Annotated in this window: 13 protein-coding genes; 3 read left to right on the plus strand and 10 right to left on the minus strand. The window is 56.8% G+C overall.

What is annotated here, in order from left to right; genetic code table 11:
* Positions 1-175 precede the first annotated feature (175 nt).
* Together RSK20926_RS14155 and gap are read right to left on the minus strand one after the other, a co-directional pair.
* On the minus strand, positions 176-2,170 hold the full coding sequence (locus tag RSK20926_RS14155) for a sensor histidine kinase (protein WP_008207714.1): 1,995 nt from the start codon (positions 2,168-2,170) through the stop codon (positions 176-178).
* A gap of 133 nt (positions 2,171-2,303) precedes the next feature.
* Positions 2,304-3,332, minus strand: coding sequence for a type I glyceraldehyde-3-phosphate dehydrogenase (gene gap, locus RSK20926_RS14160; RefSeq protein ID WP_008207716.1), 1,029 nt, complete (start codon positions 3,330-3,332; stop codon positions 2,304-2,306).
* Positions 3,333-3,490: 158 nt separating this feature from the next.
* Between gap and RSK20926_RS14165 the strand changes: the two genes are divergently transcribed.
* Positions 3,491-4,495: a LacI family DNA-binding transcriptional regulator gene (locus RSK20926_RS14165; RefSeq protein ID WP_008207720.1), complete on the plus strand. Its 1,005-nt coding sequence runs from the start codon at positions 3,491-3,493 to the stop codon at positions 4,493-4,495.
* 19 nt (positions 4,496-4,514) lie between these two features.
* Here the strand turns inward: RSK20926_RS14165 and RSK20926_RS14170 are convergent, their stop codons facing one another.
* The 8 genes from RSK20926_RS14170 to RSK20926_RS14205 form a co-directional block, all read right to left on the minus strand.
* Positions 4,515-5,756, minus strand: coding sequence for an NAD(P)/FAD-dependent oxidoreductase (locus RSK20926_RS14170; RefSeq protein WP_008207723.1), 1,242 nt, complete (start codon positions 5,754-5,756; stop codon positions 4,515-4,517).
* 71 nt (positions 5,757-5,827) lie between these two features.
* Positions 5,828-6,973: an iron-containing alcohol dehydrogenase gene (locus RSK20926_RS14175; RefSeq protein WP_008207725.1), complete on the minus strand. Its 1,146-nt coding sequence runs from the start codon at positions 6,971-6,973 to the stop codon at positions 5,828-5,830.
* Positions 6,974-7,034: 61 nt separating this feature from the next.
* Entirely contained in the window at positions 7,035-8,417 is a 1,383-nt protein-coding gene (locus RSK20926_RS14180; RefSeq protein ID WP_008207727.1) for an aldehyde dehydrogenase family protein, read from the minus strand.
* A gap of 80 nt (positions 8,418-8,497) precedes the next feature.
* Positions 8,498-9,850 (minus strand): glutamine synthetase family protein, encoded by a 1,353-nt coding sequence (locus RSK20926_RS14185; protein ID WP_008207729.1) that lies wholly within the window; start codon positions 9,848-9,850, stop codon positions 8,498-8,500.
* Between the two features lie 119 nt (positions 9,851-9,969).
* The gene (locus RSK20926_RS14190) at positions 9,970-11,004 is read right to left on the minus strand and encodes a TRAP transporter substrate-binding protein (protein ID WP_008207731.1); all 1,035 of its coding nucleotides are present in this window, start codon (positions 11,002-11,004) and stop codon (positions 9,970-9,972) included.
* 82 nt (positions 11,005-11,086) lie between these two features.
* Complete coding sequence (locus RSK20926_RS14195) at positions 11,087-12,589, minus strand: TRAP transporter large permease (RefSeq protein WP_008207734.1); 1,503 nt, start codon at positions 12,587-12,589, stop codon at positions 11,087-11,089.
* Positions 12,589-13,185, minus strand: a complete 597-nt coding sequence (locus RSK20926_RS14200) for a TRAP transporter small permease subunit (protein ID WP_008207735.1) — start codon at positions 13,183-13,185, stop codon at positions 12,589-12,591. Before RSK20926_RS14200 ends, RSK20926_RS14195 begins: the two co-directional genes overlap by 1 nt.
* Positions 13,178-13,963 carry an N-formylglutamate amidohydrolase gene (locus RSK20926_RS14205; protein WP_008207737.1) on the minus strand — a complete coding sequence of 262 codons (786 nt, stop codon included), beginning with the start codon at positions 13,961-13,963 and terminating at the stop codon, positions 13,178-13,180. The genes RSK20926_RS14200 and RSK20926_RS14205 overlap by 8 nt, the downstream gene beginning before the upstream one ends.
* Before the next feature lie 165 nt (positions 13,964-14,128).
* On the opposite strand from RSK20926_RS14205, the gene RSK20926_RS14210 reads away from it, so the two are divergent.
* Both RSK20926_RS14210 and RSK20926_RS23200 read left to right on the plus strand, forming a co-directional pair.
* Positions 14,129-15,001 (plus strand): MurR/RpiR family transcriptional regulator, encoded by an 873-nt coding sequence (locus RSK20926_RS14210; RefSeq protein ID WP_037255227.1) that lies wholly within the window; start codon positions 14,129-14,131, stop codon positions 14,999-15,001.
* A gap of 260 nt (positions 15,002-15,261) precedes the next feature.
* Positions 15,262-15,492, plus strand: coding sequence for a hypothetical protein (locus tag RSK20926_RS23200; RefSeq protein ID WP_232281907.1), 231 nt, complete (start codon positions 15,262-15,264; stop codon positions 15,490-15,492).
* The last annotated feature ends 536 nt before the right edge of the window (positions 15,493-16,028 follow it).

Here is a 16,028-nt window from a genome sequence, read left to right on the forward strand (position 1 = left end):
TAAGTACTACATCAGTGCAGCGCCGCGCGTAGCGCGGCGCTAGGCCCAACGGGCGAGGGGCAATCTTTGATTGTCCCGAAACGGGCGGGAGCCCCCTGTGAGATGGCGTTTTCCTGAGCTCTGATCATAGAAGCTCTCTCAAAGCCCATCAAAGAAGCCCTATCATGGCGGGGGGCTATTGCGCTGCAGTACCAACCTGGTTTGACTGCAGGGGCATAGCCGATACCGCTGGAAGCCAAATGGAAAAGGCCGCCCCACCACTTTTCAGGTTTTTGGCTGAGATAAGGCCGCCCGCATTCTGAATCAGGCTCTGACTGATAGAGAGGCCCAGCCCGGTGCCTTCGCCCAGTTTGGTCGTAAAGAAGGGATCAAAGACGCTTGCCAGACGACCCTCTGGAATGCCGCAACCTGTATCAGCAATAGTGAGCGTGACACCGGCGGTGCCCTCTCGCTTCTCCTGCTTCAGCTTCAGGGAAAGTGTTCCTTCACCGGCCATGGCTTGGGCTGCGTTCAAAATGAGGTTGATCACCACCTGCTGCAGCTCTCCTGGGTCTATGCGGATTTGTGGAACTTGCTCAAATCGGGTCTCGACCCCTATAGACTGACGGGAGATCACATGATCAACCAGTACGAGGCAATCCCGCACAACAGGTTCAATTTCCAGGCTTTCTTCAAAGGTGCCAAATTCGGAAGGGCGCGCAAATTGCAGCAGCTTGCCAACTATGGCGCCAATCCGCATGACCTGATTGTCAATCAGCGAAAGCTCGGTTTTGACTTGGGCCGCTTTTTCCTCACCCAGTGTCATGCGGATGACATCCACATTCCCCTGGATTACCGCCACCGGGTTGTTGATCTCATGGGCGACACCGGCGGTGATTTCTCCAATGGAGGCGAGTTTTTCACTCATCACCAGCTGTTTAAAGGTTTCTTCCAGCTTCTGGTTGGCCCTGCGTAGCTCAGCAGTGCGCCGGTCAACGCGATCATTCAGCTCGTCGGCGTAGCCGCGCAGCTTCTGGTCACGTTCCTCAACCTGATTAAGCAGACTATCCAGATGCCCGGCAACCTGACCAATCTCATCACGCGAACCAACAGGACCAATACGGGCGGCCAGATCCCCTTTTTCCACCCGCGTCATGGTCTCACTCATTTGTTCCAGCGGAGAGAAAATCCCCTTGGCCAGCCTCAAGAACAATGGCGCGGTTAGCGCAAGGACCAGCAGAAACACTCCCAGGATGGTCCAATAAGCTTCACGCTTCGCTGCAGAATAGGGTGCTTCGAGGAAGCCGACATAGAGCATGCCAACCCTTTGGCCAAAGCTGTCCGTAAGTGGGAGATAGCCGGAGATATACCAATCATTGACCACAAATGCGCGGTCGAGCCAGGTTCTCCCCTCGGTCAGGACTTTGTTTCGTACTGCGGCAGAGACGCGTGTGCCCAGGGCGCGCACCTCTTCGAACAGGCGAACATTGGTTGAAACCCTGGTATCTTCGAGAAAAAGTGTTGCGGTGCCCTGGCGGTTCTCCTCGGCAGGCCCACCAAGATAGACAAGTGCATTAAGCGTATCGATAAAATCGAGATTTCTGTTCAGGAGCAGCCCACCGCGCAACACGCCTTCATGGCCATCCACGCGCACAGGGGCGGCTGTATGAACCACCATGCCACGGTCTTCCACCTTTCTGCTGGTGGGGGCGGCGGCTTCTGTCTCAATCAGGGGGATGCGTGCTCTTGTCGCCAATTCTTCCGCACCCGCTTTCAGCGCTTCCATGCTGAAGATATCAATGACTGACCCATGGTGCCCATTGGCGGCCCCCTGGACTATGGGCCAGCGTCCCACGGTACTAGAAAGCGCTTGAAGAGGGATGTACTCGAGAAAATCCAGCTGTAGCTCTTGCCGTAGCACTTCCAGGTGAAGGCGGAGTGGATCGGTACCGGCATTCAATGCGTGTTGAAAGGCGGTAGAACTGGCGGCTCCAAGCAGCGCATCGGCACTGCCACTCTGGAGATGGCCCAGATATTGCTCGGCAATTCGCAGATCACTCTCGACCTTGGCGATCAGCACTGCGTCATAGTCAGAGTTCCAGCGCGCGCTAGCCAAAACCAAAAGCAAAGGCATCAGAACGCTGAGCGGCAGGAGCGCCAGAAAAAGCAATCTGAGGCGGACGGATTTCACTGTAGGCTCCTTCGAGGCTGGGGCTCGAAAAAGCCCTGGCTGGTGGATGCGTCCTGGCTACGGGCATCCTCCAGCCAGAGTGCCTTACCCCTGCACAGGAGGCAAGGAAAAGGCAGTCAGGAAGGGGAGCTGTTCAGCTCGCCAGGGGAATCTTTGCCTCTTTCAGCAGGCCGCCCATGTGACGGCCGGTGTCGATCATTCGGTTGGAAAACCCCCATTCGTTGTCATACCAGCTTACGACCCGGACCATGCCGCCGGGAGTAACGGTGGTTTGGGCCGCAGCAAAGCAGGAAGAATGTGGGTCGTGGTTGAAATCGACCGAGACCATGGGATCCTCTTCATAGGCCAGAATGCCGGTCAAACCGTTCAGAGATGCCTTTTCAACGGCTTTATTCACTTCTTCAACCGTCGCTGCGCGTTCTGGCATAAAACTGAGATCCACCATGGAGACATTGGCCGTGGGCACCCGAATAGCGGAGCCTTCCAGCCGGCCTTTGAGGTTGGGCAGAACTTCTGAGATTGCCCGGGCCGCACCGGTTGAGGTTGGGACCATCGAGAGAGAGGCTGCTCGGGCCCGATAAAGATCCTTGTGAGGGCTGTCATGGGTGGGTTGGTCACCGGTAAAGGCGTGGATCGTTGTCATATAGCCCGTCTGAATGCCAAATCTCTGGTCCAGAACCTGCGCCAAAGGTGCCAGGCAGTTTGTTGTACATGAGGCGTTGGAAACGATTACATCCGTCTCTGTCAGATCCTCATGGTTTACCCCGTAGACGACAGTACGGTCGGCGCCTTTACCCGGGGCGGAAATCAGGACACGTTTGGAGCCATTTTTAAGATGTTCCGCTGCTGTCTCGCGTGTTGTGAACAGGCCCGTGCATTCGTAGACGATGTCCACATCCTGCCAGGGCAGGTCCTTGGGTGCGCGGATAGCCGTAAGGCGGATGTTGTGCCTGCCAACTTGCAGCTTGTCGTCCGAGTGCAGAACCGGCGTCCTAAGTCTGCCATGGACGCTGTCATACTTCAGCAGATGTGCCAAAGTGGGGGCTGGGGCCAGATCGTTGATCGCAACCACTTCTACTTCGCTTTCGTTCCGTTCCAGCAGGGCGCGCAGTACACCACGCCCGATGCGTCCAAATCCATTGATTGCGATCTTCAGGGTCATTGCTTGTCTCCTTGCAGTGGGCCCGCAGGCGTCATGAGGCAGGTATCGATACCGGTTGCGTTATCGTTATCGATAACATTTGAAAATATCAACCCTAGAATGCCAGCAGCCACCGACTGGCCCTTGCGAAGGATGGTGAAGTGCAAGACCATGCGCCCATGACCAAGAAAATGCTCCTGAAGGATGTGGCACAGCTTGCTGGTGTCAGTGAAATGACCGCAAGCCGCGCCCTGCGCGGTGCGCCGGATGTCTCCCCCAAAACCAGAGCCAAGGTGGAGGAGATCGCGCGAACACATGGCTATGTCCCCAATCGGATTGCCGGATCGCTCTCCTCTCAATCAGTCAATCTTGTGGCCGTTGTTGTCCCTTCGCTGAACAGCTTCGTCTTTCCAGAAGTGCTTTCGGGGATTTCCTCAGTCTTAAAGGAAAGCCCGCTGAAGCCCGTGGTCGGGGTTTCCGGCTATGAGTTGGATGAAGAAGAGGAAGTCATTCGCGAAATGCTCAGCTGGAGACCTTCTGGCCTGATCGTTGCTGGACTTGAACACAATGAGGCCACCCGCAAGATGCTGGAACAAAGTGATTGCCCGGTTGTGGAGGTCATGGATGTTGATGGGACGCCACTGCGCCATTGCGTTGGCATTTCCCATGTCCAGGCAGGGCGCGACATGGCGGAACAGATCCTCGCGCAGGGCTATCGTCGCATTGGTTTCATCGGAACCAAAATGCCCCAGGATTTCAGAGCTGGAAAACGATTTGATGGATTTAGTGAAGCCCTGCAAAGGCAGGGATTGGAACTCGAAGATCTGGAACATTATGCGGGCGACAGCTCAATTGAAACTGGACGCCAACTGACCGCTCAAATGCTGGAACGCAATCCCGATATTGATTGTATCTACTACTCAAGCGATGTGATGAGTGTCGGCGGCTATATGCATTGTCTTGCAAATGGCCTCTCTGTGCCTGGCGATGTTGCACTTGCCGGTTTCAACAACTTGCAGATCCTTGCGGGTCTTCCCCTGCAGCTTGCAACCACCGATGCTTGCCGTCGCGAGATTGGGGAACGTGCAGCAGAGATCATCTTGAAGGCTCGCGAGAAAGGCGATGAACTTGCCCCGGTGTTTGAACAACTAACCCCGGCCATCAGCCTTGGCGGCTCTCTCTGACCGTGATTTGCCCTTTGACCTAGCGATGAAAGCGCAAAGGTGAAAACGCCGACAGGCTGCAATCGGGTGCTTTGCCCTGCGCCAGCTGAGCGACAAGTTTCCCAGTAATACCTCCAAGCGTTAGCCCAATGTGCTGATGACCAAAGGCGAAGATCACGCTCTCTGCCTCCGGGCTTTGTCCGATTACAGGTAGAGAATCTGGCAAAGTGGGTCTGTAGCCCAGCCAAGTGCTATCAGCTGGACCAAGAGGACCCAGCATTTCCTCCGCCTTGCGGCCTAGGTAATTGGTACGCTTGTGATTCAACGGCGCATCCAATGAGGCGATTTCGACAGTGCCTGCAACACGCAGGCCCTGCGCCATGGGGGTGCAATAAAACCCAGCCTCCGCCCAGCCAACCGGGCGGGAGAGCAGGTTTTGATGTTTTTGATAAAGAACATGGTAGCCACGCTCGGTTCCAAGTGGCAGTTTTTCTGCCCCTGCTCCGGAAATACGTGAGGAATGCGCGCCTGCTGCGAGGGCAAATTTTCGTGCTGTCAGCTCGGCACCGGTGTCCAGATGAACGGTGGCCGCTTTGGGTCCCGCCGTCAGGCGCGAAACGCGCTGGTTTTGCCAACTCCCACCGAGAGTACAAAACCGCTGTTGCATGCGGAGCACCAGCGCCTGCGGGTCTACAACATGCCTTGCGCCTTTGAACAACAGGCCGCGATGGAGAGGCATTTTGATCGCAGGTTCCAGCGCCAAGATCTGCGCCGGTGTCAATTCATCCATCTCGACACCAAGTCTACGACGGAGTTCATTGCCTTCCCGCGCGGCTTCAAAACCTTCGCGAGTGGACCAGACATAGAGCGCATCATTCTGAACAAAGAGATCTTCGGCTTGAGCATCCGCAACCAAAGGATCAAGCCCCGCGTCAGCAAGCTGCAAGAGCCCAGCGAGGTTCTGCGCGATCTCCTCGACGCGGCTCTTGCGGCAATTGGCAAGAAAGGAGAGCATCCAGCGCGGATTGCGTAGCGCATGCAAGAGGTCAACGCTCAAGGGACTCTCTGGGCTCAGCATGAGGCTGGGCAACGAGGACAGGACCGAAGGGCTATTGACCGGCAGACAAGCATAGGTGGCGATGGTACAGGCGGAGCCGGAAACGGTTCCTGAACCCGGAGAATTTGGATCAACAAGCGCGACCCTCAATCCCTGTTTCTGAGCCCAGAGCGCGGTGGAAGTGCCAACAATGCCAGCACCGGCAACAACCAGGTCGAAATCCATGACGTGGCTCCTCATCTCAAAAACTCATGCGCCGGAATGTCCGGCGCATGTTTTTCAGTTTCACTAGCGTTTTACATCGCAGTTTTGAAGAGTTGTGTTAGGTTTTCCTGGGTGAGTTTGATTGGGTTTCCTCCGCAGGAGGGGTCGATGATAGCGCCTTTGACGAGGTCTGGGATTGCCTCTTCTGTGACGCCGAGATCGGAGAGCCTGCGGGGGATTTCCATGCTGTCGTTGAGCTCCTGGACAAAGCCGCGGAAGCCGTCAAAGCCGCCATCAATGCCAAGGTATGCTGCGGCCATGTCAAAGCGGTCGGCAATGGCGCCGGCGTTGAACTCCAGCACGCTGGGCATGCAGACCGCATTGGTGGTGCCGTGATGGGTGTTGAAATGGGCGCCGATCGGATGGCTCATGGCGTGGATGGCACCAAGGCCCTTCTGGAAGCCGGTGGCCCCCATGGCGGCCGCCGACATCATATGAGCGCGGGCCTCGATATCTGTGCCCTCCGCATAGGCGCGCGGGAGGTAGTCCTTGACCAGGCGCATGCCCTCCAGCGCGATGCCCTGGGACATGGGGTGGTAATGGGGGCTGCTGAACGCCTCGACGCAATGGGCAAAGGCATCCAGCCCGGTGCCTGCAGTGATGAACTTGGGCATGCCCACCGTGAGCTCAGGATCGCAGATCACCACCGTCGGCAGCACCTTGGGGTGGAAGATGATCTTCTTCTGATGGCTGACGCTGTCGGTGATCACCGAGGCGCGGCCCACTTCCGAGCCGGTGCCCGCAGTGGTAGGCACGGCGATGATCGGCGCGATGGCCTCCGCATCGGCGCGGGTCCACCAATCACCAATGTCTTCAAAATCCCAGACCGGGCGGTTCTGGCCACACATGAAGGCAACCATCTTGCCCAGATCCAGACCTGAGCCGCCGCCAAAGGCAATCACGCCGTCATGGCCGCCCGCCTTATAGGCCTCAACGCCCGCTTCGAGGTTCTTCTCATTCGGGTTTGGGTCAACCTCGGAGAAGATACCGCGCCCCAGGCCTGCACCCTCCATGATGTCGAGGGTCGATTGCGTGACCGGCAGATTGGCCAGCCCCTTGTCGGTGACCAGCAGCGGGCGTTTGATCCCGGCCTGGGCGCAGGCCTCAGCCAGTTCCTTGATACGGCCAGCGCCGAACTTGATTGCGGTCGGGTAGGACCAGTTTCCAATGAGGCTCATGGATGTCTTCCTTTGAAAGTGGCCCGCCCCGGGAGGGAAAGGGGGGCGGGCAGCTGCGCCTTTAGGCCGTGACCTTTTTCAGGTGATAGCTCTTGGGGCGTGTGAGGTTGTGGAACCCGATGGCCGAGAGACCGCCGCCGCGACCGGTGTCCTTGCAGCCGGTCCAGCAGAGGCCCGGGTCCAGGTAATCGGCGCGGTTCATGAACACCGTGCCGGTCTCGATCTGATCACCCACCGCCTGGGCCCGCTCCACATCCTGGGTCCAGAGAGAGGCGGTGAGGCCAAAATCGCTGTCATTCATGAGAGTGATGGCTTCTTCGTCGGAAGAGACCTTCATGATGCCCACAACCGGACCAAAGCTTTCCTCGCGCATCACCCGCATCTCATGGGTGACATTGGTCAGGATCTGTGGCGTCAGATATGCACCGCCATCGTCTTCGACCATGGTCTCGATATGGGCCACGGCGCCTGCATCGACCGCCTCGGCGATCTGGCTGCGCACTTCATCCGCAAAGCGCACATTGGCCATCGGGCCAATGGTAGTCGCTTCTTCCAGCGGATTACCCAGCTTATAGCCTTTCACGATGGCAATGGCCTTCTCCAGGAAGGCGTCATAGAGGCTTTCGTGCACGTAAATCCGCTCGATGCCGCAGCAGCACTGGCCGGAGTTGAACATGGCCCCATCAATTAGCGTGTCGACAGCCGCATCCAGATCGGCGTCTTCCATCACATAGCCGGGATCCTTGCCGCCAAGTTCAGTGCCAACACCCACAAAGGTGCCCGCTGCCGCGCGCTCCATCGCCTGGCCTCCACCGACGGATCCGGTGAAGTTCACAAAGTTGAAGGCGCGCTCTGCGATCAACTCGGAGGTGGTGCCGTGATCCAGGAAGACATTCTGGAACACATCCTGCGGCACACCTGCAGAATGGAAGGCCTGCGCCATGCGCTCGCCCACCAGGAGGGTCTGTGTCGCGTGTTTCAAGATCACCACATTGCCGGCAATCAGCGCCGGCGCCACGGTATTGATCGCGGTCATATAGGGGTAGTTCCAGGGCGCCACCACAAAGACCACCCCATGGGGGATGCGTTTGATATAACGCTTGAAAGTCGCGTCTTCGCCAACCTCGATATCCGCAAGAGATTCTTCGGCGATCTTGGCCATATGGCCGGCGCGCTCGTTGAAGCCGCCGAACTCGCCGCCATAGCGCACCGGACGGCCCATCATATGGGCCAGTTCCGGCACGATTTCCGCGTTCATCTCACCCACGGCAGCAACACCCGCCATGACCAGATCAATCCGCTCCTGCAGCGGGCGGGCCGCCCAGGCGGCCTGTGCCGCATGGGCGCGTTCCGCCGTGGCAAGAGCCTCATCGCGGGACAGAACCGCGCGCTCTGCAAAAACCGATCCATCAATCGGCGAGATGCATTTCAGTGTCTGGCCCATGCCAAGACCTCCGTCATTCCCGGGGAGCAGCTCCCCTGTTTCATCTTTCTCAAAATACTCCCGCCGGAGGCCGCGCGCCTCTAGGCGCGCTCAAAGCCCCGGGCGATCTCGTAATCAGTGACCACGCGGTCAAAATCTTCGATCTCCACCTCAGCGGCGCGGGTATAGTGATCGATGACATCATCGCCCATGGCTGCGCGCAGCATCTCAGAGCCCTTCAGGGCCGCTGCCGCATCACGCAGGGTGCTGGGGATCATGCCGGTCTCCCCCTGATAGACATCGCCCGTGGTGGGCGCCTGCAGCTCCAGCCCCTCTTCGATGCCGGCAATGCCCGCCGCCAGCATGCCTGCCATGGCCAGATAGGGGTTCATGTCAGAGCCGGGGATGCGGCACTCCACCCGGATCGCCTTGCTGCCCGCGCCGCAGAGCCGATAGCCCGCAGTGCGGTTGTCCACCGACCAGATGATGCGGGTGGGGGCAAATGTGCCCTTCATGAAGCGTTTGTAGCTGTTGATATAAGGGGCCATGAAGGCGGTGTAATCGGGGGCGTATTTCAGCAGACCCGCCATATAGCTCTTCATCAGCGCCGACATGCCAAGCGCGTCGCTCTCGTCATAGAAGGCGGGCTTGCCGTCTTGCCACAAAGACTGGTGCACATGGCTCGACGAGCCAACCTTCTCATGGCTCCACTTTGGCAGGAAGGTCACCGCATGGCCCCGGGCCTCGGCAATCTCCTTGATGCCATGCTTGGCGATGGTGTGATATTCCGCTGTCGCCATGGCGGCGGCATATTTGATATTGAGCTCTTCCTGGCCGGTCTCCGCCTCACCCTTGGAGTTCTCGATCGGCAGGCCCGCATCCCAAAGGTGGTTGCGAATGGGGCGCATCACGTGCTCTTCGCGTGTGGTCTGCAGGATGCTGTAGTCTTCGTTATAGCCCGAGATCGGCTCCAGATCCTTGAACCCTGAGCGGCGGATCTCATCAAAGCTCTTGGCAAAGAGGAAGAATTCCAGCTCGGTGGCGCACATGGCCTCATAGCCCATCTCTGTCAGACGGTTGACCTGGCGCTTCAGGATCGCGCGGGGGGAGTGCGGGACCTCTTCATGGCTGTGATGATCCAGCACATCGCAGAGCACCATGACCGTGCCCTCCAGCCAGGGCACGGGGCGCAGCGTTGAAAGATCCGGCTTCATCACATAATCGCCGTAACCCCGTTCCCAGGAGGTCGAAGCATAGCCATCCGGCGTCGCCATATCCAGATCGGTGGCCAGCAGATAATTGCAGCAATGGGTCTCTTCCCAGGCGCCCGCAACAAAATGCTTGGCATGAAAACGCTTACCCATCAGCCGCCCCTGCATGTCAACAAGGCAGACCAGAACTGTGTCAACGGCCCCAGAAACAACCTGGTCCTTAAGAGTGTCGAAGGAGAGCATGAGCGACCCTTTGTCTGTTGTGCGCAAAACGCCCGTTTCCGGGGCCTTGGCAATTGTCTTGCGGAAGTGATTTGGCCCGCTGCGGCGCAGGCCAAATCAGGTGTCTTTAAAACAGGTGCTTAACCGTAGCGGTAGGGGCGGCCTGCTTTTTGCATGTCGGCGTTATACTTCTTGAAGATCTCGACAACCTTGGCCTTGGTGGGGCTTTCGGTAGCGATTTCATCCCAGAACTTGACCGCAGCATCTTCGACTTGCTGCCATTCCGCATCCGGAATGGTGGTGAGCTCCATTTTGGGGCCATTGACCCGCAGAGAAGCTTCACCGCCCCAGTACCACCACTGGCGGTAGTAGTGCGACTGATCACAGCAGACGCGGAAGAGGGTCTGCAGATCTTCGGGCAGCTCGTTCCAGCGACCCTGGTTGGCAAAGAAGCTGCCGGCCCAGGCGCCAGAGATGTTGTTGGTCAGGAAGTAGTTGGTCACATCGGCCCAGCCAACAGTGTAGTCTTCGGTGATGCCGGACCAGGCGATGCCGTCCAGCTCACCAGTCTGAACCGCAACTTCGATATCTTCCCAGGGCAGGGTGACCGGCACGACGCCGAATTGCGCTAGGAAACGGCCGGCAGTCGGGAAGGTGAAGACGCGCTTGCCCTTTAGGTCTGCGAGGCTGCGGATCGGGTCTTTGGTGGCAAAGTGGCAGGGATCCCAGGCGCCAGCCGAGATGTGTTTGACGCCAACCTTGGAGTATTCCTCGTCCCAGATCTCATTCAGGCCATACTGGTTGAACAGCACCGGCACATCCAAGCTGTAGCGCGAGCCGAAGGGGAAGTAGCCGCCAAAGACAGTGACTTCGGTCGGTGAGGCCATGGAGTCGTCATCGGACTGCACCGCATCGATAGTGCCGCGCTGCATGGCGCGGAACAGCTCTCCGGTGGGAACCAGCTGATCGGCGTAGAACAGCTCAATCTGCATGCGGTCGCCCGCGATCTGGTTGAACATATCGATTGCGGGTTTCACCACATGCTCGGCCAGCGCAGCGCCGGCATAGGTCTGCATGCGCCATTTGATGGTGCCAGAGGCCAGTGCCGGGGTGGCCAGCGGCGCGGCCATTGCGCCCACACCAGCGGTCTGCAGGAACTTACGTCTTGTTGTCATTACTCTCACTCCTTGTTGTATTTCAGTCTTGAAATCAGGCCTCTGAACAAGGCTCTTCTTTGGTTATCTCGGGTGTCTCGCATCATTTTCCGTAGACCAGTTCTGGCAGCCAGAGTGCGATCTGTGGGAACACCATGATCAGAGCCAGGGCCACCACCATGACGGCGGCAAAGGGGATGATGGAGATATAGATATCCTTCAGCCCAATCTCTGGCGGCGCCATGGCGCGCATCAGAAAGAGATTGTAGCCAAAGGGTGGCGTCATATAGGCGATCTGGGTGGTGATGGTATAAAGCACCCCGTACCAGATCAGATCAAAGCCAAGCGTGCCCACCAGCGGCACATAGAGCGGTGCCACGATGACCAGCATAGCGGTGTCATCCAGGAAAGTGCCCATGATCAGGAAGCTGAGCTGCATCAGGATCAGGATCATCCAGGGGCTGAGGCCCAGTTGGGTGGTGAAGAGATCTTCTATAGCTTTCACAGCCCCCAGCCCGTCAAAGATGGCGCCAAAGCCCAAGGCGGCGAGAATGATCCACATAAACATGCATGAGATGCCAAGAGTATTGCGCACCGAAGTCTCAAAGACCTGCTTGTTCATGCGCCCCTTGAGGATGGCCGCTATAAAGGCAGTCATGGCGCCAATAGCAGAGCTTTCCACCAGCGAGGTCCAGCCATTTACAAAGGGCACCATCATGGCGGCAAAGATTGCCAGCGGTAGCACGCCTGAGAACAGGAGCCGGTTCTTCTCTTTTAGGAAAAGGTCCCGGTGGAACATGGGAAGGTTCCGCGTCGCAAAGGCGAGGATTGCTGTGCCTAAGGCAAATCCAAGGGCGGATTTCGCTGCGATCACATCCAGCTTGACCAGCAATGGGATCAGCACGATTGCAGCCAGAACCACATAGTTCAGTCGCAGAGGGTGGCTGCTGATCTGTTCATATTCCGCCAGATCCTCTGGCGACATCGCAGGGCCCAGTTGGGGCTGCATCTTGGAGCGGATATAGATGTAGATGACAAACATCGTCGCCATCAGCAGGCCAGGCACAACACCCGCCAGCCAAAGCTGGCCAACAGGCTGTCGCGCGATCATCGCATAGAGGACCAGCACCACCGAGGGTGGGACCAGAATGCCCAGCGAGGAACCGGCCTGAATGGTGCCTGTTACCAGGATTTTATCATAGCCGCGGCGCAACAGCTCGGGCAGGGCGATTGTGGCGCCGATTGCCATGCCTGCTACAGAAAGGCCGTTCATGGCTGAAACAAGAACCATGAGGCCGATGGTGCCAATGGCCAGACCACCCTGCACCGGCCCCATCCAGACATGGAACATGCGATAGAGATCATCCGCGATTTTGGATTCCGACAGCACATAACCCATGAAGATGAACATCGGCAGCGTCAGCAGCGGGTACCACTTCATCAGCTTCATCGAAGCGGCAAAGGGAATTTCAACCCCACCTGTGCCCCAGAGCAGCATCCCGGCGACGGCTCCGACGAAGCCGATGGCGCCAAAGACTCGCTGGCCGGTCATCAACATCAGCATCATGCCGGCAAACATGATGAGAGCGATCATTTCATAGGACATTAGATTTCAACTCCGCGAAGACGGCCGATATCGCGGAACAATTCGGCAAGGCATTGCAGCAGCATCAGGAAGACACCGAAACATAGTATGGTTTTGACTGGCCAGAGATAGGGTCGCCAGACAGTTGAACTGCGCTCCAGATAGCCCAGCTTTTCGCCTGCGGTTGTAGGCCCTTCAGTGAACAGAATAGTGATCAACTCGCCAAAGAAGGCAAAGGGCTCCAGCCCGAAATAGCCAAGGCTATAGGCGGTAGAGCTGACTGCCCCATAGAAGAGCACACCCAGATAGAACATCAGGAATATGACGGTGAAGGCGTCCACCCAGGCTTTGGTGCGCAGGCTCCAGCCGCCATAGAAGAGATCCATCCGCACGTTAGAGCCCATCTGCATCGAATAGGGGCCGCCCAGGATGTAATAGGCGACCATGATGAATTGCGCAGTCTCAAGCGTCCAAAGCGATGGATTGAAGAAGGTCTTGGAAACCGAGGACCATAAGAGGACACCGATGAGAGCAAAGATCAGATACATGGCAAACCGGCCAATGAACCTGTTCAGTGCCTCGATCATACGGATATAGCGCAGAATTGGCCTAGGCATCCTTGCAGCCCTCCTGCTTGAGAGCGCAAAGCGCTGGCGTAAGAAGGGTCAACAGCTCCTGCGCCATGAGCGCTTCCTCTTCAGCATTGCGCAACAAGTCATTGCGGACTTCGATCATCACATTCGCAAGACCGTTCTTGAGCCCATGCAGCTTCAACGAATGGGTGACACCATCGCTGGGGCCATAGGGTTCGTTGCGCTCAACGCATCGGTGGGGAAGAGCAGGGGCCTGTGCCAGCATTGCGTCGGCTAGACGGGTATCGCTGTCATGCAAGATGCCAATTTCAACCGCGCGCTGCGTGCCATGGTAAACCGGTGTAAAGCTGTGAATTGTGATAAGAACGGTGCTCAACCCCTCTTTCTTTCGTGCTTCAAGCGTACGCTCCACTGCGGCGCAAAAGGGGCGATAGATCGTCATTTCCCTTTCGTCCCTCTGGTCTTGGCTGAGACTGCGATTGCCGGGCACTTCGATCAGCTCTGACTTTTCTGGCATAGCGCTTGCGGCTTCAGGTGGGCGATTGCAATCATAGACCAGGCGCGAAACCCGCGAGGCAACCAGTGGGGCATCCAGCGCCTTGGCAAGCTGTAGAGCGATAGCTCGCGCACCAGGGTCCCAGGCGGCATGGCTTTGGCGATCCGCTTCTGCCAGCCCCAACCCCTGATAGCGAGGGGGGATGCGATAACTGGCGTGTTCGCACAGAATCACGGCCTCTCCGCGGCCAGCGGCATTCAGGACCTCAAAGGCCTCGCAATGAGCGTTGGAATCGCTCGAAATCATTCCAGTCTCCCCGTCTTTGGAAAAATCTTTCCATGAAGAGATATTTCTGTCAATATGTTTTCAGTACAGATTTATCCGGGGCTGGCCATGTTGCTGCATTAGCTGCATTCTTAGGCGCTGGCTCATGTTTCTGGCCCGTAATTGAAGCACTAGGAGGATCGCGCTTTGACCAAACCACCCCTTACAGTGCGTGAGCTCATTCGAGAGCATTACAACTCACTCACCCAGTCAGAGCGCAAGTTTGCGAGCTCCCTGTTGGAAAACTACCCTGCTGCAGGACTGGCATCGATCACCATAGTCGCAACCAATGCTGAGGTCTCCACGCCGACCGTCGCACGTATGGTGCAAAAGCTCGGCTTTAAGGGATATCCTCAGTTTCACCAGGCGCTCCTGAAAGAGCTGGAGGCAAAGGTTTCGGGGCCTACTCAACGTCGTGAGAATTGGGCTTCTGAAGCGCCCGAAGGTCATCTGCTGAATAGATTTGCACAGGCAGTAACCGACAACCTCGGTCAGACCTTCTCTAATATAGACTCCGCACAGTTCGACGCTGCGGTCCGCCAACTTGCCAATACGGAGGGCCGCCTTTTTGTCGTGGGTGGCCGTATCACGCGGGCGCTTGCCGATTATGCCTTTACCCATTTTCAGGCGATCCGGCAGCGGGTCACCCATATGACCTCCTCTTCAGCCACCTGGCCACACTATGTTTTGGATATGGAGGAGGGGGATACGCTTCTGATGTTTGATGTGCGTCGCTACGAAACCAATCTCCAACGTCTGGCAGAGCTTGCAGCCGAGCGCGGCGTTACGGTGATCTTGATCACCGACCAATGGGCCAGCCCAATTGCTGCAGATGCTGCTTTTACATTCAACTGCTGGGTAGAGATCCCTTCGGCTTGGGATTCCAACATCTCCACCATGATGCTCCTGGAGGCGATGATTGCTGCCACCCAGGAGGAGAGCTGGGATAAAACCAAAGATCGCTATGATCGCCTTGATGAACTCTTTGACATGACTCGTCTGTTTCGAAAGTTCTCTTAGTCGTTGCGTCGCTTGTTCTTGGGTGGTCATATAGAAGGGTGGACCGTAGGGTGGGTCTGGGGCGCCTTACTTGTAATCGTCCTTGGTTGGTCCCAGCGGCAAAGTGTTGGTTTAGTGGATAAACAATGATTAAAGCTTCAACTTTCGTTTCAGCGTTCGCCCTTGTTAGTGTCTCGGCAATGGTCTCTCTTCCTGTGGCCGCAAGCCCTCTCAGCCGTATTCTTGCAAAGTCGCCTCTCACGCCCGAAGATTTTGACGCCATGCGCGCAGCAGAAGTGGCGCTCTATTCCCATGCAGATGTCGGGCCTGGATCTTCTGTGAAATGGTCCAATCCGGACAGTTCGGCGCATGGTGTGGTGAAGGTGACAAGAAAATCAGGCGGATGCCTGACCCTGAGCCATGTGGCCTATCCTAATGGTTCGGCCTCTGCTCGTGAAATTGATCGCAAGTTCTGCAGGGGGTCAAACGGAGCCATGCTGCTTTCGGAGTAGTCCTTCTCCGTCTTCGCTCAGTTTTCGTGTTGCTGATGCTTTGGTTTGTTGCCTTGAATTGGCTAGAGCGACTCGGATTCTGTTGGATTCTTGGTGTTTGTTTGAGTGAGTCTGTGAGTAAGTCTGTGGGTTGTTGATGATTTTGGTGAATGGTGTGTTGAGTTGTTGGTTTTGGTTTTGATTTTTGGTCAGTTTTGCTGACTTTGTGTTTGTGTAAGCATTTGTATTTGTTTTGTTTTCACATTTTCTTTGCAGAAAGTTCGGATTTCTTTGTTTTTTGGGTTGCGGGTCTTGGTGGTTATACTTAGAACCCCCTTCACCGGCGCTGCTGAGGCGCTGGGGACACGCTGGAGAGACAGCGGAGACAGACTGGAGAGACGGTTCTGACGGGTCGGAAAGACGGCTGAGACGCTCAGGATAGACTGGGGCATCTGAAGGATTGAGTGAGGCGGTTGCGCTAAGGTATTGGCGTTACGGTTTTATTTTTGGCCTTTTGGTGTTGCTCTTTGACATTGATGATAACTGAAGAGATATGT

The sequence above is a fragment of the Roseobacter sp. SK209-2-6 genome (genome assembly GCF_000169455.1).
In the GTDB taxonomy this organism is placed as follows: Bacteria; Pseudomonadota; Alphaproteobacteria; order Rhodobacterales; family Rhodobacteraceae; genus Pseudophaeobacter.

Bases quoted from the DNA above. Each gene is read 5' to 3' on its own strand.
- RSK20926_RS14195 (WP_008207734.1), bottom strand. From the start codon at position 12,589: ATGTCCTATGAAATGATCGCTCTCATCATGTTTGCCGGCATGATGCTG.
- RSK20926_RS14190 (WP_008207731.1), bottom strand. From the start codon at position 11,004: ATGACAACAAGACGTAAGTTCCTGCAGACCGCTGGTGTGGGCGCAATG.
- RSK20926_RS14200 (WP_008207735.1), bottom strand. From the start codon at position 13,185: ATGCCTAGGCCAATTCTGCGCTATATCCGTATGATCGAGGCACTGAAC.
- RSK20926_RS14185 (WP_008207729.1), bottom strand. From the start codon at position 9,850: ATGCTCTCCTTCGACACTCTTAAGGACCAGGTTGTTTCTGGGGCCGTT.
- RSK20926_RS14175 (WP_008207725.1), bottom strand. From the start codon at position 6,973: ATGAGCCTCATTGGAAACTGGTCCTACCCGACCGCAATCAAGTTCGGC.
- RSK20926_RS23200 (WP_232281907.1), top strand. From the start codon at position 15,262: ATGCGCGCAGCAGAAGTGGCGCTCTATTCCCATGCAGATGTCGGGCCT.
- RSK20926_RS14165 (WP_008207720.1), top strand. From the start codon at position 3,491: ATGACCAAGAAAATGCTCCTGAAGGATGTGGCACAGCTTGCTGGTGTC.
- gap (WP_008207716.1), bottom strand. From the start codon at position 3,332: ATGACCCTGAAGATCGCAATCAATGGATTTGGACGCATCGGGCGTGGT.
- RSK20926_RS14205 (WP_008207737.1), bottom strand. From the start codon at position 13,963: ATGATTTCGAGCGATTCCAACGCTCATTGCGAGGCCTTTGAGGTCCTG.
- RSK20926_RS14170 (WP_008207723.1), bottom strand. From the start codon at position 5,756: ATGGATTTCGACCTGGTTGTTGCCGGTGCTGGCATTGTTGGCACTTCC.
- RSK20926_RS14180 (WP_008207727.1), bottom strand. From the start codon at position 8,417: ATGGGCCAGACACTGAAATGCATCTCGCCGATTGATGGATCGGTTTTT.